Consider the following 20,059-nt stretch of genomic DNA (forward strand, 5'->3'; position numbering starts at 1 on the left):
TGCCTGCGGCGGCTATTTCCGTATCCAGATCACGCTGGCCTGCCGGCCGCAGTCGCGGTCGTGGCGGTAGGAGAAGAACAGCTCCGGGAAGGAGCGGGTGCACAGGTCCAGGCCGTGGATGCGCTCGGGCCGCAGCCCGGCGGCCAGGAGTTGGTCGTGCGTCAGGCGCCAGAGGTCCACGGTGCGCGTGGCGGGATCGTGGTAGGGCGCGAAGTCCGGGCCGAACTCCGCGTCGAATCTGGTGAACTGGGCGGCCGACGGGCCCAGGCTCGGGCCGCGCACGGCCAGCAGCTCGGCGGGCGCCAGCCCGTACTCCCGGCACAGCGCGCGCACCCCGAGGCCCGGGAAATCGGCCACGTTGCCGCGCCAGCCCACGTGCAGCGCGGCAACCACGCTCCCGCTCTCGTGCGCCAGCAGCACGGGCTGGCAGTCGGCGGTCTTGATGACCAGGGCCCGGCCCGGCTCGGCGGTGGCCAGCCCGTCGGCCTCGATGGCCCCGGGGGCGTCGATGTCGCCGGGTTCGGGGTCGAAGAGCATCTGCGTGCCGTGGACCTGGCGCACCTCCTCCCACGACTCGAAGCCCAGGGCCGCGCGCATGGCCCGGCGCGCGGCGCGCACGGCCCGGGGGAGGTCGTCCACGTCCAGGGAGATGTTGCCGCCGTCCAGCGGCGTGCGGGCTCCGGCGGCGCGTGCGCCGAAGGCGCAACCCACGCGGTCCAGCCCGGGGAAGGTGAAGGGAATCAGGCGCGGGGTCGGGGCCACAGGGTTTCCTCCTCGGTAACGATCACGTCCATGGGCACGTCCCACGGGTCGGCGGGCAGGGTGTCCAGCAGTTGAAAGGTGTAACACGGCGCCACCAGCAGCGGCCCCGGCCGCCCCAGCCGGGCCAGGAAGCGGTCGTAAAACCCGCCCCCGAAGCCCAGGCGCAGGCCGCGCCGGTCGAAACCCACCCCCGGCACGAGCACTACGTCGGGCGCCGGGGCGGCCTCGGCCGGGCAGGCGTCGGGGTCGGGCTCGGCAATGCCGTGGGCCCCGGGGCGCAGGACGGCCAGCTCCAGAGCGCAAGCCACGTCCATGACCCCGGGCTCCCCGGGGCGGCAGCGCGGCAGCAACACCCGCGCCCCGCGCGCCCACAGCTCCGCCATGAGCGGCGTCACGTCCACCTCGCCCCGCACGGGCATGTAGGTCAGCACCTCGCGGGCCCCGGCCCAGGCGGGCAGGGCCCGCAGCCGCGCCAGCACCCGCGCCGAGCGCGCGGCGGCCTCGGCGGGCGCCAGGGCCCGGCGCCGGGCCAGCAGGGCGGCGCGCAGGGCTTTCTTGTCGCCCCCGGGGGCGGTTTCTCCTCCGGAGCCGGGGGCGTCCGGGGCGGCGGGCGGGGGTGTGCGGGGCTTTTCCATTGCGGGCTTTTGTTCTAGACTTCGGGCTCTCGGTCCGGGAACAACTCCGGAGTCTACCCGCTTCGGGCCCGAGGGAAAAGAGGGGAAATTCGAGTGCAATACGACAAGTTCTGGATCGGCATCGGCGACATTCACGACGACCCGGCCAACGCGGCGCGCATTCCGGACGTGGCCGAGGCGGCGGGCATCATCATCAGCGGCGACCTGACCACCAACGGCGGGGTGGACGCGGCCCGCCGCGTGGTGGACGCCGTGCGTCGCGTCAACCCCGTGGTCTTCGCCCAGATCGGCAACATGGACACCGCCGGGGTCCACCGCTGGCTGGAGGACGAAGGTCTGTCCATCCATGGCCGGGCCCGCGAGCTGGCCCCCGGGGTGGGGCTGCTCGGCGTGGGCTGCTCGGGCCCGACGCCCTTCGGCACGCCCAGTGAACTGCCCGACGAACGCCTGGGCGAGCTGCTGGACCAGGCCCTGACCCAGGCCGGGCAATGGGAGGCCATGCTCGTGGTTTCCCACGACCCGCCCCACGGCACGGGCGTGGATATGATCGGCCAGCGCCATGTCGGCAGCCGCGCCGTGCGCGCCTTCGTGGAGCGCGTGCAGCCCGACGTATGCCTGTCCGGGCACATCCACGAGTCGCGCGCCCTGGATTTCGTGGGCCGCACGGCCCTGGTCAACCCCGGCATGCTGGCCCAGGGCGGCTACGCCGTCATCGGCCTGGCCGGGCGGAGCCTGACCGTGAAACTGCGCACCCTGTAAGGCGGTGGAATGAAACTCTATTCATGGAACGTCAACGGCCTGCGGGCCGCGATCCAGAAAGGCTTCTGGGACTGGTTCGACGCCTGCGACGCCGACGTGGTCGGCCTCCAGGAAATCAAGGCCGAGCCGCAGCAACTGGACGAGGAGCACCGGGGCCGCCTGGGCTACGAGGTGGCCTGGAACCCCTGCCGCAAGCGCAAGGGCTACTCGGGCACCGCGGCGCTGTACCGCGTGGCGCCCCTGGCCGTGCGCACGGGCCTGCCCGACGAGCGCTTCAACGGCGAAGGCCGCTGCATCCATCTGGAATACCCGTCCTTCCACTTCTTCACCATCTACTTCCCCAACGGCCAGCAGGGCGACGAGCGCCTCGAGTTCAAGCTCGGCTACTACGACTGCTTCCTGGCCCACAGCGAGGCCCTGCGGCGCGACAAACCCATCGTGGTCTGCGGCGATTTCAACACCGCGCACAAGGAAATCGACCTCAAGAACCCCAAGGCCAACGAGAACACCTCGGGTTTTCTGCCCGTGGAGCGCGCCTGGATGGACCGCTTCGTGGCCCACGGCTATGTGGATACCTTCCGCCTGTTCGAGCCCGGGCCGGACCACTATTCGTGGTGGACCTACCGCTACGGGGCCCGCGCGCGCAACGCGGGGTGGCGCATCGACTACTTCTTCGTCAGCGAGGAACTGCGGGGCAAGGTGACCCGGGCCTGGATCGAGCCCGGGGTCATGGGCTCGGACCATTGCCCCGTGGGCCTGGAGCTGGACCTGGAGGCCTAGGATGAGCGACACGGACGGCCCGGCGGGGATGGACAAGCTGCGCGACGAGATCATCGAGGCCCAGCGCGGGCACCTGGACATGGTCAAATGGAAGATCATGCTCGTGGCCGCCCTGGGGGCGGTGGGCCTGGGCTTCCAGGGCGTGGGCCTGTCCGGCGCCGGGGGGCGCACGGCCCTGCCCGCCCACTATGTGCTCTGTCTCATTCCTTTCGTCTGCGCCTACTGCGACCTCATGCTCTGCACACTGCTGCTGCGCATGCGCGCCATCGGAGCCTTCATCCGCCACCGGGGCCGGTGGAAGCTCCTGACGGATTACGAGGACTGCATCGCCAGCCTGCGGCGGAACGGCAACGGCGGCGCCAGGCTGTTCGGCTTCGAGGAATTTGCCGTGTTCGGGGCCAGCTATCTTTTTTCCGGGCTGGTGGCTCTGGTGCTGTTCCTGCTTGGGGAGACGGCCCTGTCTTGCCTCGGCCTTTTCGGGCTGGGCTGCACCCGCCTCATTCAGTGCCGGTTTCATAAGAAGTCCGACATGCTGGACGAATTCATGCACGACAAGGAGGCCGGAACGTCATGACCGCCCCCGCATCCACTTCCGACGACCTGTTTTTCGCCTATGGCACGCTCATGCGCGGCGCGGGCGGGCCGTGGGCCGAGCGGCTGGAGGCCATGGGCGAACTGCTGGGCCGGGGCGGCACGCCCGGGCGGCTGTTCCGCGTGAGCTGGTATCCGGGCATGGTCGAGGCCGACGGGCCGGGCCAGCGCGTGCAGGGCGAGGTCTGGCGGCTGGCCGACCCTGGGCGGGCCTGGGCGCTGCTGGACGAGTTCGAGGGCGTCATCCCCGGCAAGCCGGACATTTCGCGCTACCGCCGCGCCGTGGTGGACGTGACCCTGGACGACGGCGCGACCCTGGCCTGTCAGGCCTATCTGCTCAACTATCCCACCGACGACCTGGAGCCCATCCCTTCGGGCGACTTCCGCGACGTGACCCTCTAGGCCCGGCCCTGCGGCCCGCACCGAGGCGCGCCGGGGCGCGCCGGGCCTGCAACGGGCCCGCCCCCGGCCCGCAACGGCGTGGGCGTTGTGCTGCGGATGTGCCGCCACAGCGCAGCGCCGTGCCCTTTCCCACGTGTATTTCGTGTCATGGTGCATTGATATTCCATCAACAATTGACAATCGGTCGTTCACGGGTCAAGAATCAGGAGCTTTTGTCCGGCGCTGGGGCGTGGGCCCCTGGAGGGCGCTGGGCAGGGGCCCCCGGGTGATTGTCCGCGCGCGGAGGCGGACGGGCCCGGGGGGCTGCTGGTTGGTTGGCTGTATCCGTTTCCCTGGCCGGGGCCTTGCCGTTGGGCCGCCCCTGGAGCCGGTTCCTGGAGCCTATCCCTGGAGGAAGACATGGCGGTTGTCGATTCGACCCTGCACGTGCCCAGGCCGTCGATGCTTTCGGCGTATCTGGATTGGTTGCAGATGCTCACCGGCGCTGGGCTGGTGCTGTTCATGTGGAGCCACATGATCCTGGTGTCCAGCGTCATCCTCGGCCCCGGCGTGATGAACGCCCTGGCCGGATTTTTCGAGGCCACCTACATGGCCCAGGTCGGCGGACCCCTCATCGGGTTCGCCTTTTTGCTGCATTTCGTGCTGGCGGCGCGCAAGCTGCCCTTCCGGCTGGACGAGCAGCGCACCATCTGGGCCCACGCCAAAACCCTGCGCCACCGCGACACCTGGCTCTGGCTGGTACAGGCCGGCAGCGCCATGATCATCCTCATCATGGGCGCCATCCACATGTGGGTGGTGCTTACCGACCTGCCCATCTCGGCGGCCAAGAGCGCCGCGCGCGTGGCCGACGGCTGGTGGCTGGCCTTCTACCTCGTGCTGCTGCCCCTGGTGGAGCTGCACGTGGGCATCGGCTTCTACCGCATCGGGGTCAAATGGGGGTTCATCAAGCGTTCGCGCCGCGCGAAAATGAAGCGCGTGGAGAACATCCTGACCCTGGCGTTCATCGGTATCGGGCTGTTGACCCTGATCCGTTTCCTGCTTCTGGCCTACTGACAAGGAGAGACCATGCAGACTTTCGTGACGGACCTGCTGTGCATCGGCGCGGGCCTGGCGGGGGAGCGTGTGGCCATCGAGGCCGCAGGAGCCGGGTTCGACGTTATCTGCCTGTCCATCGTCCCGGCGCGGCGTTCCCATTCCTCCGCCGCCCAGGGCGGCATGCAGGCGGCCCTTGGCAACAGCGTCATGGGCGAGGGCGACGGCCCCGACGTGCATTTCATGGATACGGTCAAGGGCTCCGACTGGGGCTGCGACCAGGAAGTGGCGCGCATCTTCTGCGACAACGCGCCCATCGCCATGCGCCAGATGGCCCACTGGGGCGTGCCCTGGAACCGCGTCGTGGCGGGCAAGAGCTTCTACTACAAGGGCGGCGAGCGCTTCGAGAAGTATGAAAAGCCCGAGAAGGAAGGGCTGATCACCGCCCGCGCCTTCGGCGGCACGGCCAAATGGCGCACCTGCTACACCTCCGACGGCACCGGGCACACCGTGCTCTACACCATGGACAACCGCGCCGCCCAGCTCGGCGTGGCCGTGCACGACAAAACGGAGATGATCAGCCTGATCCACGACGGCGGGCGCTGCCTGGGCGCCGTGGCCCGCTGCCTGAAAACGGGCGAGCTGCGCGTGTATCTGGCCAAGGCCACCCTCATCGCGGCGGGCGGCTTCGGGCGCATCTACCGCGAGTCCACCAACGCGGTGATCTGCGACGGCGGCGCCCACGCGGCGGTGCTCGACACCGGCGCGGTGCCCCTGGGCAACATGGAGGCCGTGCAGTTCCACCCCACGGGCATCGTGCCCACTTACATCCTGGTCACCGAGGGCTGCCGCGGCGACGGCGGCACCCTGCTGGACGTGAACCAGGAGCGCTTCATGCACGTCTACGAGCCCGACAAGGCCGAGCTGGCCTCGCGCGACGTGGTTTCGCGCTGGATGATGCACCACATCCGCGAGGGCAAGGGCGTGCAGAGCCCCTACGGGCAGCACCTGTGGCTGGACATCCGCCACCTGGGCGAGGAGCACATCCGCGTCAAGCTGCGCGAGGTGGACGAAATCTGTCAGAACTTCCTGGGCGTGGACCCCGTGCAGAGCCTCATCCCCGTCAAGCCCGTGCAGCACTATTCCATGGGCGGCGTGCGCACCAACAAGGACGGCGCGGCCTACGGGCTGGCGGGCCTGTTCAGCGCGGGCGAGGCCGCCTGTTGGGACATGCACGGCTTCAACCGCCTGGGCGGCAACTCCCTGGCGGAGACCGTGGTCGCGGGCGGGGTCATCGGCGTCAAGGTCGTGGAGTACCTGCGGGGCGCCAGCGCCGAGTACGGCACCGCCGTGGTGGCCGACCGCGTGGCGCGCGACCGCGAGCGCATCCGCCGCCTGACCGAGCGCGCCGACGGCGACGAGGACGTGTACAAGGTCCGCGCCGCCATGCAGGACGCCTTGCAGGACGGGGTGCATATCTTCCGCAACAAGGGCGGCCTGGAGCGCGCGGTGGCGACCCTCCAGGAGGTCCACGCCCGCGCGAAGCGCATCGGCCTGAAGTCCGACGGCGTGGGCGCCAACCCCGAGCTGGCCCTGGCCCTCAAGATGCCCGGGCTGGTGCGGCTGGCCCTGTGCGTGGCCCACGGCGCGCTGATGCGCACGGAGTCGCGCGGCTCCCACGCCCGCGAGGACTTCCCCGAGCGCAACGACCGCGACTGGCTGACCCGCACCCTGGCCACCTGGAAGACCCCGGACGACGACCTGCCGACCCTGGACTACGAACCGGCCACCCACGTCTTCGAGATTCCCCCGGGCGAGCGCGGCTACGGCGGCGGCAAGATCATTCCCATGGACGGCGCAGCCCGGCCCGGCAAGGAGAACTAGCCATGGACCGCACCTTGAAATTCAACGTCTTCCGCTACAACCCCATGGCCCGGGGCACCGCGCCGCGCATGGATACCTTCGTGCTGCCCGAAATCCCCTCCATGACCCTGTTCATCGCCCTGAACCAGATCCGCGAGGAGCAGGACCCGTCGTTGCAGTTCGACTTCTGCTGCCGCGCGGGCATCTGCGGCGCCTGCGGCATGCTCATCAACGGCCGCCCGGGGCTGGCCTGCAAGACCAAGACGAAAGACCTGCCGGGCGAGATCACCCTGCTGCCCCTGCCGGTGTTCAAGCTGGTGGGCGATCTGTCCGTGGACACGGGCTCCTGGTTCCGCGAGATGTACTCCCGCGTGGGCTCGTGGATTCACAGCGACAAGGAGTTCGACCCCCTGGCCGAAGAGGAGCGCATGGACAACGCCCTGGCCAACGAGATCTACGAGCTGGAGCGCTGCGTGGAGTGCGGCTGCTGCGTGGCGGGTTGCGGCACGGCGCGCATGCGCAAGGACTTCCTGGGCGCCGTGGCCTTGAACCGCATTGCGCGCTTCGCCCTGGACCCGCGCGACAAGCGCACCGACCGCGACTACTTCGAGATCATCGGCGACGACAACGGCATCTTCGGCTGCATGGGCCTGCTCGGCTGCGAGGATGTCTGCCCCAAGGAACTGCCGCTTCAGGACCAGCTCGGCTTCCTGCGCCGCAAGATGGGCCTGACGGCCATCCGGCGCTTTTTGCCCGGCGCGAAGTAGCACAGGAGACACAAGACGATGCGTACCATCAAGGCGGCGGACATCGTGCCCAAGGTGGCCGACATGATCCGCCACGCCAGCATTCACCTGCCCGACGACGTGAAGCGGGCCTTCAAGGACCGCATGGCCGCCGAGGACAGCCCGGCGGCCAAGGAGATTTTCCGCCAACTGCTGGAAAACTCCGACATGGCCGAGGCCACCGGCCTGCCCCTGTGTCAGGACTGCGGCCTGGCCGTGTTCTTCGTGGACGTGGGCGAGGACGTGGTCGTTCAGGGCAGCCTGAAGGACGCCGTGACCCGGGGCATGGTCCTGGGCTACCAGCAGGGCTTTCTGCGCAAGTCGTCCTGCGACCCCATGACCCGCGCCAATACCGGCGACAACACCCCGGCCATCATCCACTTCGACTTCGTGCCCGGCGACCGCATCCGCATCGCCTTCATGGCCAAGGGCGGCGGCAGCGAGAACATGTCCCGCGTGACCATGCTCGCCCCGGCCCAGGGCTGGGAGGGCATCAAGCGCTTCGTGGTCGAGCGCGTGGCCGAGGCCGGGCCCAACCCCTGCCCGCCGACCATGATCGGCGTGGGCATCGGCGGCACTTTCGAGCGCGCGCCCATCCTGGCCAAACGCTCGCTGCTGCGCCACCTGGACGAAAAGCACCCCGACCCGGGGATCGCGGCCCTGGAAGACGAACTGCTCGCGGCCATCAACAAGCTGGGCATCGGCCCCATGGGCCTGGGCGGGCAGACCACCTGCCTGGGCGTGAAGATCGAAATGGCCCCCTGCCATCTGGCCAGCCTGCCCCTGGCCGTCAACGTGCAGTGCCACTCCATCCGCCACGAGGAGGTCGTCATCTGATGGCTGAATACAAGCTCACCACCCCGCTGACCGACGCGGACGTGGCGCCCCTGCGCGCGGGCGACGTGGTGTTCATCACCGGCACCATCTACACCGCCCGCGACGCCGCCCACAAGCGGCTCATGGCGCTCATCGACGCGGGCCAGCCGCTGCCCTTCGAGCTGCAAGGCTCCATCGTCTACTACGTGGGCCCCAGCCCCGCGCCCCCCGGGCGGCCCATCGGCGCCGCCGGGCCGACCACCAGCTACCGCATGGACACCTACGCCCCGCGCCTGCACGCCCTGGGGCAAAAGGCCTCCATCGGCAAGGGCAAACGCAGCGACGCCGTGAAGGCGGCGCTCAAGGAGCACACCGCCGTCTACTTCGGCGCCACCGGCGGCGCGGGCGCGCTGCTCTCCAAATGTATCACCGCCGCCCGCATCATCGCCTTCGACGACCTCGGCCCCGAAGCCATCCGCGAACTCACCGTGGAGAACTTCCCGGTCCTGGTCATCAACGACAGCGTCGGCGGCGAACTCTACGCCGTGCCGGACAGAAAGGCGGCGGGGTTGGAGTAGGGGGGAACGCCTCCGGCGGCCAGGGCGCTGCCCTGGACCCGGCAGGGGACACGTCCCCTGCACCTCGCCATTGAAAGGCCGCGTCCCGCAAGGGGCGCGCCTTTTCTTTGCCTTTCCGGCTGGCAGGGCAGCCCTGAAAGTTGGGCGGGGTGGCTTGGTCGCCGGAGGAAGTGGGGCGCGATTTTCCCTGCTGGGCGGGGGGTTGTGATTTTGGCAAATATTTCGGCAAAAATTATGTTCAATTCCGGGGTTGCATGTCTCTCTATTTTCCATTAAGGCAAATTATAGCGTGCGATTAGGCCGCTGCGATTCCGGAAAAAATTCCGGCAAATATTTCGGAAAATTATGCCAGCAGTACCACAGATGGAACCCATGGTCCCCGGGCGGCGGAGCGATCTGGAGGATTTGGCTTTGGAGGTTTTCAAGGCCTCGGCGAAGCTGGCTGGGCGGGTGCATCCGGTGACGGCCCAGCGGGTCGGCGGGCTGTTGCGTAACGTCAACAGCTACTATTCGAACCTCATCGAGGGCATCCGCACGACGCTTCTGGAGATCGAATCCGGCCTCAGGGAGCTTGCGCAGGACGACAGAACCCGCAAGCTCCAACTGCTGCACAAGCAGAACATCGAGGCCCAGGCCGCTGTGGATGCGCAGTGCGCAGGCGGTTTGCCCGCCGTGGCCGAAGCCGGTTTCCTGTGCCGCCTTCACGAGTTGCTCTTTGCCGGTGTGCCCAGGGAATTCCTCATCCAGCGAAACCAGGAAGGTACACGGGAGGTCGAGACCGTTCCCGGGCGGCTGCGCGATGACAACGTGCGCGTGGGGGCGCATGTGCCGCCCGTTTGGCAGGCACTGCCTGGGCTTTTGGCTCGCTTCCATGAGGCGTATGCCTTTGAAAGGGCGCAGGGTGCGGGGCGGCTGGTTCTTGCCGCTGCAAGCCATCATCGGCTGCTCTGGATTCACCCGTTTTTCGAAGGCAACGGGCGCGTCGCCCGGCTGTTTTCGGATGTGTACCTCAAGTGCTGCGGGCTGGAAGGTTACGGGCTGTGGACTCTGGGCCGGGGGCTGGCGCGGGCGGAGAGCGACTACAAGGCGCTCCTGGCCGCTGCGGACGCCCCGCGCCAGGGCGATTACGACGGGCGCGGCAGTCTTTCGGAGGACGGCCTGCGCCGGTTCTGTCTCTTTTTTCTGAGCACGGCCCTGGATCAGGCCCGGTTCATGGACGCGCTCCTGAACCTGGACGCGGCGGCCAGGAACATCGCGTTCTATTGTTCCCTGCGAACCAGGGGGCACATGGCGGCGAGGGGGCCCCTGCCGAAGGAGGCGGCCCGCATCCTCATGCATGTCTTCGTGCATGGCCAGATCGCCAAGGGCGAGGTCCACGAACTCATCAACGCCTCGGACCGCAAGGCCCGCGACATCGTGAAGGCGCTGCTGGCCGAAGGACTGCTGGAATCCGCCAACCAGAAGGCCCCCCTGACCATCGGCCTGCCCGCGCATGCGGTGCAGTATTATTTCCCCGAGCTGTGCGACCCGGGTGCGTTCAAGGACGGACCAGGGCTGGCCTAGACGTTCTTGCCGGTTCTCATTCCGGATTATCGTTGCCGCCGCCGGCATTGCCCGCCGCAGGCGCCGCCTTCCTTCGCGGTTTCTTCGTAGCTCCGGCCTGCCCGCCACCCTCGTCCCTTTCCCGCCTCCCTTCACCCCGCCAGGGCCCAGGCGATGGCCAGGGTGGCGAGGGTGACGGGGAGGCCGGTGCGGGCATGTTCGGTCCAGGAGATGCGGATGCCCAGGCGGGCGGCTTGGTCGATGACGATGATGTTGGCGATGGAACCGACCACGATGAGGTTGCCGGCCAGGGTGCTGGACAGGGCCAGGAGGGTACCCGCCTGGGTGGGGTCGGGCAGGGGCTGGACCACGGGGAGCAGGAGCATCACGGCGGGGACGTTGGAGACGAGGTTGGAGAGGGCCGCCGTGGCGGCATAGAGCTGGCCCGGGGCCGTGACATCCAGGCCCAGGGCGCGCAGGGCGCCCAGCAGGTGCGACAGGACGCCCCCCGCCGCCACGGCGTGGTTGACCACGAACAGGCCGATGAAGAGCACCAGCAGTTGCCAGTCCACCAGGGCCAGGGTCGTGCGCGAGGCCATGCGCCGCGAGAGCAGCAGCAGCCCGGCGGCCAGCAGCGCCGCCACCTCGCGCCCCAGCCCGCCCCACAGGAACACCGCCACCAGGGCCGCGAGCACGGCCAGCCCCTTGGCACTCTGCCAGGCGCCGAAATTCGGCGCCTCCACCTCCGGCTCGGGCAGGTTCGTGGTCCAGCGGCCCCGGTAGAGCAGGGCGATGAGGCCCCAAGTAGCGCCCAGGCCGAGCAGCGCGGGCGGCCCGGCGGCCAGCAGGTAGGCCCCGAAGTCCAGGCCCAGCACCTGGCCGATGAGCATGTTCTGCGGGTTGCCGATGAGCGTGGCGGCGCTGCCGACGTTGGCCGCGCAGGCCAGCCCCAGGAGCAGGGGCACGGGGTTCAGCCCGCGCCGGATGCCGCCCTGGGCCAGGATGGGCGCCATGGCCAGGCACACGATGTCGTTGGCCAGCACCGCCGAAAGCGCCCCGGCCACGGCCACCACCAGCCCCAGCAGCGCCACGGGCCCCACGCGCACCGCCGCCAGCCGCCGGGTCACGGCGGTGTAGAATCCGCCCAGGCGCAACTGCGCCGAGACGACCATCAGCGCGAAGAGCAGGGCGATGGTGGATACGTCCACCGCGTCCCAGGCCTCGCGCGGGGCCAGACGCCCGGCGGCCAGCAGGGCGATGGCCCCGGTGAGCGCCACGCCGGTGCGGTCCAGCGCCAGCCCGGGCACGCCGCCCAGAATCATGCCCGCGTAAACGAAGACGAAGACGCCGATGGTCAGCCAATCCATGCGCGGCTCCTGAAACGGATGGGCCGGAGGAGGTGGATGGAACGGATGGGCGAGGTGTACAGCAGGCCCCGGCGCGAGTAAAGCGCCCGGCGGGCTTGCGCTGCGCGCGGCCCCGGGGTAGGCAGAGGGGCGCGCGGGGAGCGCGCGGCAGGGGCCGACCGAAGAATCCGGCGCCCGGCGCGCACGGCCCGTGCGACCCGGCCTGCTTTGGCGCGCGTCGGTCGCCCCGGCCCCGGCCCCGGGGCCGCCCGGGGGCGCGCGGGGCCGCCCGGGGGCGCCTCCGGCTGGCCCGGGCGGCGATGCCCCGCTCCGGGCGGAGCGACCCTGCCCCTTTATTCCATGATCCCAACGCCACGGACCAAAGGACACCCCATGAGCGAACTGGACGCGGCCTTCCGCGATTTGATCGAGAACGGCATTCCCTTCAACAGCTATCTGGGCCTGCGCGTGCGCTCGCTGGAGCGCGGGCGCTGCTCGCTGCTGGTGCCGCGCCGCGCGGAGCTGGTGGGCGACTCCCGGCGCGGCGCGCTGCACGGCGGGGTCATTTCCATGCTCGTGGACACCTGCGGCGGATTCGCTGTGTGGACCATGGGCCAGCCCTCGGACCGCATCGCCACCATCGACCTGCGCGTGGACTACCTGAAGCCCGCCATGGAGGGCGACCTCGTGGCCGAGTCGGAAGTGCGCCTGCACGGCAACCGCGTGGGCAACGCCGTGACGGTCGTCTATTGCAGTACGGACCCCGGAACCATCGTGGCCGAGGGCCGCAGCGTCTACAACATCCGCCGGGCCTAGCCGGAGGGGGAGCCTCATGCGCAGCGACCGCGACGCGGTGATTCAGAAGTTCCTGGTGGAATTCGCCGAGCCCGACGGCACGGACGTGCTCGAAATCGGCTGCGGCGACGGGCGCGTGGCCGCCGGGCTGGCGGGTTGGGCGGCATCCTACGTGGGGCTCGACGCGGACCCGGCGGCCCTGGCCGAGGCCGAAACGCGCGTGCCGGACGCCACCTTCGTGGAAGGCCGGGGCGAGGCGCTGGACTTCGCCGACGAGAGCTTCGACGTGGTGCTCTTCACCCTGTGCCTGCACCGTATGGACGCCGAAGCGGCGCTGGACGAGGCCCGGCGCGTGCTGCGCCCCGGCGGGCGGGTGGTGGTGCTGGAGCCGGTGCCCTTCAGCGAGGTCGGCCGGGCGCGGGCGGTGCTGCGCGACGACGAGGCCGACCACGCCCGGGCCCAGCAGGCCATTGCCGAAGGGCCGCTGCCCGTGGTGCGCCGCGAACTGTTCCGCACGACCCTGGAATTCGACGACACCGGGGAATTCCTGGATTTTTTGTTCGAGGATTACGTCGACCCCGATGATTTTGATGATCTCGATACCTTTGACGGCGGAGCCCCGGCCTGGGGTGCAGGCTTTCCGGAAGAGCCCGGCCGGTGCGCGGGCGCCGGGAGCGACGGTGAGGACGATGAGGACGACTGGGACGCCCCCGAGCGCGACCCGGACCTGGAACACCTGGTGCTCTCCGAACTGGGCCCCAAAGGCGGCGATGCGCCGCTGACACTGTTCGACGACCTGCTGGTGGTGCTCCTGGCGCGGGTGGACTAGTGTTGGGCCCGCAAAATACTGTCAGGCTGTTGAGGATAAAACTATAATTTCGCTATGTTGCACGTGATATCCATATCCGCGTAATTCGCGGACGAGATACCAGGGGCGCTCCTTCAAGAACTCCCGCCCCTCCCCGCGCCATGGTGCGGCGCGGGCAGTCGGGCCTCAGCCCCGGCGGCAGATGCACCAGATGCCCGCCAGCACCAGCCCCGCCCCGGCCAGATGCCCCCAGCCCGGGGCCTCGCCGAGAACCAGGGCCGACAGGCCCACGGCGCTCACGGGCATCACCGCCGTGAACACCCCCGCCGTGCCCGCGCCCACGCGCGTCACCCCCTGGAACCAGAGCAGGTAGGCCGCCACGGTGACCACCAGCCCGTAGTAGGCCACCGTGGCCCACGAGGCCGCATCCACCGCCGCGAAATCGAAGCCCCGGGCCTCCAGCAGCGCCCCGGGCGCAAACAGCGCCAGCCCGAACACCGTCATGAAGGTGGACACCGCCAGGGGCGAAAGCGGCTCGGGCACGGCCTTGCGCAAAAGCAGGAACAGTGACTCGGCCAGCACCGCCCCGAGCACCAGCAGATTGCCGCCCAGGGCCGCGCCCTGTGCGCCCTGCGCCGCGCCGTGGAGGTTGATGGCCGCCACCCCGAGCACGGACAGCGCCACCCCGGCCAGGGTGCGCCGCGCGGGCCGTTCGCCCAGCAGTAAAAAGGCCACGCAGGCCATGGCCGCCGGGGTGGTGCTGGTGATGATGCCCGCCGCTCCGGCGCTGGTCGTCCGCAGGCCCTGAAGCAGCAGAACGTTGAACAGCAGCCCGCCGCAGGCCGCCTGGGCCAGCATGACCGCGAGGCTGCGCGCCGACACGCGCGGTCGGCCCTCGCGGGCCAGCAGCAGCGGCACAAGCACCAGCGCCGCGCAGCCGAAGCGCAGGGCCGAGGCCAGATGGACGGGCAGGGTGGCGACGAGCAGCTTGCCCGCCACCACCGAGCTACCGACGATGACCATGGCCAGGGCGAGGCAAAGGCAGGCGCCCAGGGGCGGCGTGGACGGAGCGACCACGCGCGCGAGGGCCGGGCGCTTGGCGGCTGAGTGCTTGGGCCCGGGCGCGGAAGCGGCGGGAAATTGGTCGGACATGGGGCCTCCGGTCTGCGCTGCGGCGGTGCGGGATGCACCGCCCGGGCCGGACCATAGCCCCGCGGGCCGGACCTAGGTTTGCAGGAACTTGCGGTAGCGCCCGGGGGTGAGGCCGGTCAGGCGCCGGAAGGCGTGGGTGAAGTGGGCCTGGTCGCTGAAGCCGACCTCGGCGGCGATGTCCGCCAGGCGCATGGGCCCGGAGAGCAGGGCCTTGGCCAGCCGCACGCGCGCGCCCAGCAGGTAGGCATGGGGCGGCAGGCCCAGGGCGGCGCTGAAGCAGCGCGTGAGGTGGAAGGGCGAGAGCCCGGCCACGCGGGCCAGTTCGTCCAGGGGCACGTCTTCGCGGCAGTGGGCGTCGAGCCAGTCGCGCGCGCGAGCCACGGCCCGGGGCTCGTTGCCCGCGTGGGGCAGGGGCCGGGCGGCCTCGCCGTGGCGGGCGATCCACTGGGCGAGCATGCGCAGCAGGCGCGTCTGGCGGGCCAGCAGCGGGGCGCCGGGGTCCATGAGCAGGCGGTGGACGGCCTGGATTTCGCCCGCCAGGGCCGGATCGGCCAGGACCCCGGCGCCGAAGTCCGGCGCGGGTACGGCCCGCCCGGCGGCCTCGGCGGCCGCGCGTCGCACCACGTCCGGGTCCAGGTAGAACATGCGGTAGGTCCAGCCCGGGCCGGAGCCGGGGTGCCCGTCGTGCACCTCGCCCGGGGTGGTCAGGTTCACGCTGCCCGGCAGGGCCACGTTGGCCCGGCCCAGGAAGCGGAATTCCAGCGCGCCGTGCTCGACCACGCCCACGGCGTAGCGGCGGTGGAAGTGGCGGGCAAAGCGCTGGCACAGGCCGCGCGCATGCAGCAGCTCCACCCCCGGCAGCTCCGCCGGGCGCAGCAGCACGGCATCGCCAGCCGCATCCCCCCGGGGCGCGCTCGTGGCGCGCGGCGCCTGCGGCCCGGGCTCCGGGCCCGGGGGCGACGCGCAGCCTTGCGGCTCTGCGGATTGTACGCTGCGTCTGGTCATTGTGCCTCCGGCGGGGCGGGTGCCCGTCGTGGTCCCCGTCTGCCACGGCCCTGCGGGGGCGTCTTGTGAAATCCTGCTCCCTTCCCCGGCCCAGGGCAAGGGGAAAACCGGCACGGTGTCCGGCCGGGAATTCGATCCGGCGTCCACGTTGCGCTTGGCTGGGGCGCATCCGGTCAGCGCCCGGGGCCGCCCCTGTTCCCGCCCCGAGACGGCCCGGGCCGCCTTCCTGAAACGAAAGGCGGCCCGGGGCTGGTCAAATCGTGAAAGTGTGGTATGATCCGCAGGCTTAGAAGTCCAGGCCGTAGGCGTCCACCACCAGGGCGACGCGGCGTTTGGCCTCGGTGAGCCGGGCGCGCAGGGACTTCTTGTACTCCTCGATGTCGAGCTGGATGGTGGCCACGCCGGTGTCCATGGCCGCCTGGGCCACGGCGGCGGCTTCCCATTCGAGCACGCGCGGGTCGAAGGGGCTGGGGATGACGTAGTCCACGCCGAACTCCAGCTTGCGGCCGTAGATGGCGCAGATGTCGTCGGGCACGGGCTCCTTGGCCAGGGCGGCCAGGGCGGTGGAGGCCGCGATCTTCATCTGCTCGTTGATTTCGGTTGCCCGGGTGTCCAGCGCGCCGCGGAAGATGAAGGGGAAGCCCAGGACGTTGTTGATCTGGTTCGGGTAGTCCGAGCGGCCGGTGCCCATGATGGCCTCGGGCCGGGCTTCCTTGGCCTCGGTGTAGGTGATTTCTGGGTCGGGGTTGGCGCAGGCGAAAATGATGGGGTTCTTGTTCATGCTGCGCACCATGTCCGGGGTGATGGCGCCCTTGACGGACAGGCCGAGGAACATGTCCGCGCCCTTCATGCAGTCGCCGATGGAGCCGTGGTCCTTGTCCTGGGCGAAGAGGGCCTTCTCGGGGGAGAGCTTGCCCCGGCCCTTGTGGATGAGCCCGCGCGAGTCGAACATGAAGACGTTTTCGGGGCGGATGCCCATGGCGACGTAGAACTTGGTGCAGGCGATGGCCGAGGCCCCGGCGCCGGAGACCACGAGCTTCAGGTTCTCGATCTTCTTGCCGGAGATTTCCAGGGCGTTGATGATGCCCGCGCCGGAGATGATGGCCGTGCCGTGCTGGTCGTCGTGGAACACGGGGATGTTCATCTGCTTCTTGAGCTGCTCCTCGATGTAGAAGCACTCGGGGGCCTTGATATCTTCGAGGTTGATGCCGCCGAAGGTGGGCTCCATCATCTTCACGGCGGCGATGAGTGCGTCGGGGTCGGTGGTGTCGAGGTTGATGTCGTAGACATCGATGTCGGCAAAGCTCTTGAACAGGACGCCCTTGCCCTCCATGACGGGCTTGCCCGCGGCTGCGCCGATGTTGCCCAGGCCGAGGACGGCGGTGCCGTTGGACACCACGGCCACCAGGTTGCCCCGGGCCGTGTACTCGAAGGACTTGGCGGCATCGGCGGCGATCTCCAGGCAGGCGTGGGCCACACCGGGCGAGTAGGCCATGGAAAGCTGCTTCTGGGTGCGGCAGGGCTTGACGGGGATGACCTCGATTTTGCCCTTGCGGCCCTTGGAGTGGTAATCGAGGGCCTCTTGTTTGGTGAACAGAGCCATGGAACGTCCTCCGGTTGGGGGGTGACGGAACATCGCAGCGGGGTGGGCTGGTGCCGCGCTCCGCGTGGCGGACCATGTGACGGACTGCGCGGGAGCGTATTGCAGGCGCCAGGGGATTGCAACCCCCGGCGCGCGGTTTGCCCGGTGTCCCGGCCCGGCGGCGGCGCCGCGCGGATGGCCGGTTTGGCTCGAATCTTGATGCGTTGGCCCCGTCAGCCCGGAACGGAATCGGGGCTTTTCTTCAATGCGTTTGAATAACAGGAAGTTTCATGCGCACGCTCGTCATCAATTTGACCCGCTTCGGCGATTTGCTCCAGACCCAGCCCGTCATCAGCGGGCTCAAGGCCCGGGGCGAGGAAGTGGGACTCGTTTGTCTGGATAATTTTGCCGGAGCCACGGAACTGATGCGCGGGGTGGATGCGGTGTTCCCCCTGCCGGGGGCGGCGCTTTTGGCCGGGCTGGACCGCAACTGGCGCGACGGGCTGTCCGTGCTGTGGCGCTGGGCCGAGGGGAACCTGCGGCCCTTCGGCGCCCAGAAGCTCCTGAACCTGACGGCCACGCTGCCCGGGCGGCTGCTCACGCGCCTTGCGGGCGACGCGCCCCAGGTGGGCTTCGGCCTGGACGCCTACGGTTTCGGGCGCAACTCGTCGGCCTGGGCGGCGTTCCTGGTGGCCTCGTCGCGCAACCGGGGCAGCAGCCCCTATAATCTGGTGGACCAGTTCTGCGAGGTCGCCGGGCTGGGGCGCACGGGGCGCGACTATTCCCTGGCCGGGGCGGACCCCGGGGCCCGGGCCCGGGCCGCCGGACTGCTGGCGGACGTGCCCGCGGGCTGCCGGGGGCTGGTGGGCTTCCAGCTCGGGGCCAGCGCTGCGGTCCGCCGCTGGCCGCTGGAGAACTTCGCGGCGCTGGGGGCCCTGTTGTGGAACGAGCACGGGCTGTGCCCGGTGTTGCTGGGTTCGCCCGCCGAGATGGAACTCGGGGCGCGCTTCGCGGCCCTGGGCGCCGGCCCGGCCCTGGACCTCACGGGGCGCACCTCCCTGGCCGAACTGGCGGGCGTGCTGGAGCGCGTGCGCCTGCTGGTGACCAACGACACGGGCACCATGCACCTGGCCGCCGGGCTGGGCGTGCCCATCTGCGCGGTGTTCCTGGCCACGGCCCAGCCGTGGGACACGGGGCCCTACGCCGAGGGCTGCCTGTGCCTGGAGCCGGACATGCCCTGCCATCCGTGCGGCTTCCACCACGCCTGCACCCTGGACCACGCCTGCCGCCGGACGGTGGAGCCCGGGGCCATATATCATTATATACGCCGCTGGCTGGAAAACGGCGCGTGGACCGCGCCCGAAACGCGGGACGCCGGGCACGGGCTCCGCGCCTGGGTGACGCGCCGCGACGCTTTCGGGGGCATGGACCTGGAGTCCCTGACCGGCCACGAGGCCGAGGACCGCACGGCCTGGATTCGCATCCAGCGCCATTTCTATCGTCAATTTCTCGACGGCGAGACCCCGGAAGTCATGCTCCGGGCGCCGGGATTGTCCGCCGGTTTCCTGGCCGAGGTCGGGCCGGTGCTGGAACAGTCGGCCCAGGTGCTGTTCGTGCTGCGCGAGCAGGTGGCGGCCCTGGCCCGGGCACCCGTGGCCAGCCTGAAGAGCCGGGTTCTCGGCAATTTCGAGCGCTTGTCCGGCCTGTGGGGCGGCAACCCGCGCTTTGCCGTGCTGGGCGACATGTGGCGGGAGCAAAGCCAGGAATGTGCGAAGGATTTCGGCGCGTTGTCTCCACTTGTCGGCTCGTGGCACCTGCTCCTCGACGCCTGGAGCCAGACCGTGCAAAGGATGGCACGGAAGTTGAATTAGGAATGGCGCAGTGCGTCCGGCGCACATTTTGCCCATTCCCAAGGAGGAAAGACATGATCGTTATCGATGGTCAGGAAACGGGTCTTCGCGTCAACAACTTCGCGAACCTCGAGGATCTGCTGGTCAAGGTGATGGAGCAGGACTACCTGGACAACAGGATGGTCACCGATGTCTTCGTCAACAAGGAAGCTTTTTCCGAAATCTACCCCCATCAGGCCGAAGACATCCCCACCGCCGAGATCGAGAGCGTGGAGATCGTGACCATGGCCGTGCCCGAGATGGCGGTGAACATCACCCGCGAGCTGTACAAGGTCGTGCGGCTGATGGGCCACGGCTGCCGCAGCGTGGCGGACCTCTTCCGCCGCGGCGACGACGCCGAGGCCCTGGAGTTGTATCAGGACCTGCTCGACGTGACCCGCGATTTCCTGGGCATGATCGGCGTGCTGCGCGACGAGTTCAGCCTGCGGGACCGCCAGGTGCTCAACGACAATCTGGAGGAGATCACCGCGCTGTTCTCCGAAATGATCGAAGTCAGCGAGAACGAGGACTGGGTGCTCCTGGCCGATCTCATCGAGTACGAGTTCCTGGCCAGCGTCGAGAAGTGGAAGCAGGTCATCGCCGACCTGCGCGAGGACATCCGCGAAGCCTCCAAGGCGGCGGCCTAGCCATGTCCGAATGCCTGCAACTGCTGGACAAGGCCCTGGACCTGGGGCAGCGCGAACTCGAACTGCTGAGCGCCGGAATGGTGGAGCAGACCGAGGAGACCGCCCATCAGCGCGGCGCCATCCTGGAGCGCGCCTGGCAGGCCAAGGAGCGCGAGGCCGTGGACGTGGACGCCCTTATGGGCAAGCTGCGCCAGCTCAAGAGCCTTCAGGGCCAGTTGACCCGCGAGGCACGCAGCCTGCACAAGAGCCTGGAAGAGGACTTGGCCCGCTCGCGCAAGGAGCGCGGGCGC

21 protein-coding genes (1 of these 21 only partly in view) are annotated in these 20,059 nt (G+C 69.6%); 15 read left to right on the forward strand and 6 right to left on the reverse strand.

Features of this window, described 5'->3' with window-relative positions:
- Positions 1 to 12: 12 nt before the first annotated feature.
- Complete coding sequence (locus tag ACZ5KV_RS14140) at positions 13 to 762, reverse strand: purine nucleoside phosphorylase YfiH/LACC1 family protein (protein ID WP_464239934.1); 750 nt, start codon at positions 760 to 762, stop codon at positions 13 to 15.
- Positions 741 to 1,397, reverse strand: coding sequence for a 5-formyltetrahydrofolate cyclo-ligase (locus tag ACZ5KV_RS14145; RefSeq protein ID WP_464239935.1), 657 nt, complete (start codon positions 1,395 to 1,397; stop codon positions 741 to 743). Before ACZ5KV_RS14145 ends, ACZ5KV_RS14140 begins: the two co-directional genes overlap by 22 nt.
- Before the next feature lie 93 nt (positions 1,398 to 1,490).
- On the opposite strand from ACZ5KV_RS14145, the gene ACZ5KV_RS14150 reads away from it, so the two are divergent.
- The 10 genes from ACZ5KV_RS14150 to ACZ5KV_RS14195 all read left to right on the forward strand — a co-directional run bounded on the left by ACZ5KV_RS14150 (position 1,491) and on the right by ACZ5KV_RS14195 (position 10,566).
- Entirely contained in the window at positions 1,491 to 2,156 is a 666-nt protein-coding gene (locus ACZ5KV_RS14150; RefSeq protein ID WP_464239936.1) for a metallophosphoesterase, read from the forward strand.
- A gap of 9 nt (positions 2,157 to 2,165) precedes the next feature.
- The gene (locus tag ACZ5KV_RS14155; RefSeq protein ID WP_464239937.1) at positions 2,166 to 2,936 is read left to right on the forward strand and encodes an exodeoxyribonuclease III; all 771 of its coding nucleotides are present in this window, start codon (positions 2,166 to 2,168) and stop codon (positions 2,934 to 2,936) included.
- 1 nt (position 2,937) lies between these two features.
- On the forward strand, positions 2,938 to 3,510 hold the full coding sequence (locus ACZ5KV_RS14160) for a hypothetical protein (RefSeq protein ID WP_464239938.1): 573 nt from the start codon (positions 2,938 to 2,940) through the stop codon (positions 3,508 to 3,510).
- Entirely contained in the window at positions 3,507 to 3,929 is a 423-nt protein-coding gene (locus ACZ5KV_RS14165; protein ID WP_464239939.1) for a gamma-glutamylcyclotransferase family protein, read from the forward strand. The genes ACZ5KV_RS14160 and ACZ5KV_RS14165 overlap by 4 nt, the downstream gene beginning before the upstream one ends.
- A gap of 399 nt (positions 3,930 to 4,328) precedes the next feature.
- Entirely contained in the window at positions 4,329 to 4,982 is a 654-nt protein-coding gene (locus ACZ5KV_RS14170; protein WP_464239940.1) for a succinate dehydrogenase/fumarate reductase transmembrane subunit, read from the forward strand.
- A gap of 12 nt (positions 4,983 to 4,994) precedes the next feature.
- Positions 4,995 to 6,845, forward strand: a complete 1,851-nt coding sequence (locus ACZ5KV_RS14175) for a fumarate reductase flavoprotein subunit (protein ID WP_464239941.1) — start codon at positions 4,995 to 4,997, stop codon at positions 6,843 to 6,845.
- Between the two features lie 2 nt (positions 6,846 to 6,847).
- Entirely contained in the window at positions 6,848 to 7,591 is a 744-nt protein-coding gene (locus tag ACZ5KV_RS14180) for a fumarate reductase iron-sulfur subunit (RefSeq protein ID WP_464239942.1), read from the forward strand.
- 18 nt (positions 7,592 to 7,609) lie between these two features.
- A complete protein-coding gene (locus tag ACZ5KV_RS14185; protein ID WP_464239943.1) occupies positions 7,610 to 8,446 on the forward strand; it encodes a fumarate hydratase in 837 nt (278 codons plus the stop codon).
- Positions 8,446 to 9,003: a Fe-S-containing hydro-lyase gene (locus ACZ5KV_RS14190; RefSeq protein WP_464239944.1), complete on the forward strand. Its 558-nt coding sequence runs from the start codon at positions 8,446 to 8,448 to the stop codon at positions 9,001 to 9,003. The genes ACZ5KV_RS14185 and ACZ5KV_RS14190 overlap by 1 nt, the downstream gene beginning before the upstream one ends.
- Positions 9,004 to 9,366: 363 nt before the next feature.
- Positions 9,367 to 10,566, forward strand: coding sequence for a Fic family protein (locus ACZ5KV_RS14195; RefSeq protein WP_464239945.1), 1,200 nt, complete (start codon positions 9,367 to 9,369; stop codon positions 10,564 to 10,566).
- A gap of 131 nt (positions 10,567 to 10,697) precedes the next feature.
- On the opposite strand, the gene ACZ5KV_RS14200 is transcribed toward ACZ5KV_RS14195, so the two are convergent.
- Complete coding sequence (locus ACZ5KV_RS14200) at positions 10,698 to 11,912, reverse strand: anion transporter (protein WP_464239946.1); 1,215 nt, start codon at positions 11,910 to 11,912, stop codon at positions 10,698 to 10,700.
- A gap of 372 nt (positions 11,913 to 12,284) precedes the next feature.
- Between ACZ5KV_RS14200 and ACZ5KV_RS14205 the strand changes: the two genes are divergently transcribed.
- Positions 12,285 to 12,707: a PaaI family thioesterase gene (locus ACZ5KV_RS14205; RefSeq protein WP_464239947.1), complete on the forward strand. Its 423-nt coding sequence runs from the start codon at positions 12,285 to 12,287 to the stop codon at positions 12,705 to 12,707.
- Positions 12,708 to 12,723: 16 nt separating this feature from the next.
- Positions 12,724 to 13,515, forward strand: a complete 792-nt coding sequence (locus ACZ5KV_RS14210) for a class I SAM-dependent methyltransferase (RefSeq protein ID WP_464239948.1) — start codon at positions 12,724 to 12,726, stop codon at positions 13,513 to 13,515.
- Between the two features lie 165 nt (positions 13,516 to 13,680).
- On the opposite strand, the gene ACZ5KV_RS14215 is transcribed toward ACZ5KV_RS14210, so the two are convergent.
- The 3 genes from ACZ5KV_RS14215 to ACZ5KV_RS14225 form a co-directional block, all read right to left on the reverse strand.
- A complete protein-coding gene (locus ACZ5KV_RS14215) occupies positions 13,681 to 14,646 on the reverse strand; it encodes a DMT family transporter (RefSeq protein ID WP_464239949.1) in 966 nt (321 codons plus the stop codon).
- Positions 14,647 to 14,718: 72 nt separating this feature from the next.
- Entirely contained in the window at positions 14,719 to 15,651 is a 933-nt protein-coding gene (locus ACZ5KV_RS14220) for an AraC family transcriptional regulator (RefSeq protein WP_464239950.1), read from the reverse strand.
- 286 nt (positions 15,652 to 15,937) lie between these two features.
- Positions 15,938 to 17,254 carry a malic enzyme-like NAD(P)-binding protein gene (locus ACZ5KV_RS14225; protein WP_464239951.1) on the reverse strand — a complete coding sequence of 439 codons (1,317 nt, stop codon included), beginning with the start codon at positions 17,252 to 17,254 and terminating at the stop codon, positions 15,938 to 15,940.
- A gap of 269 nt (positions 17,255 to 17,523) precedes the next feature.
- Between ACZ5KV_RS14225 and ACZ5KV_RS14230 the strand changes: the two genes are divergently transcribed.
- The 3 genes in view from ACZ5KV_RS14230 to ACZ5KV_RS14240 are tightly spaced (at most 53 nt apart) and all read left to right on the forward strand, a layout consistent with a single transcriptional unit that may run on beyond the window.
- Positions 17,524 to 19,104, forward strand: a complete 1,581-nt coding sequence (locus tag ACZ5KV_RS14230) for a glycosyltransferase family 9 protein (RefSeq protein WP_464239952.1) — start codon at positions 17,524 to 17,526, stop codon at positions 19,102 to 19,104.
- 53 nt (positions 19,105 to 19,157) lie between these two features.
- Entirely contained in the window at positions 19,158 to 19,769 is a 612-nt protein-coding gene (locus tag ACZ5KV_RS14235; protein ID WP_464239953.1) for a DUF8043 domain-containing protein, read from the forward strand.
- 2 nt (positions 19,770 to 19,771) lie between these two features.
- Positions 19,772 to 20,059: the 5' portion of a hypothetical protein gene (locus tag ACZ5KV_RS14240; protein WP_464239954.1), read on the forward strand. Its footprint extends 69 nt past the window's final position; only the first 288 of its 357 coding nucleotides appear in the window; its start codon is at positions 19,772 to 19,774; its stop codon lies off the right edge, out of view.

The sequence above is a fragment of the Desulfocurvus thunnarius genome (assembly GCF_055390965.1).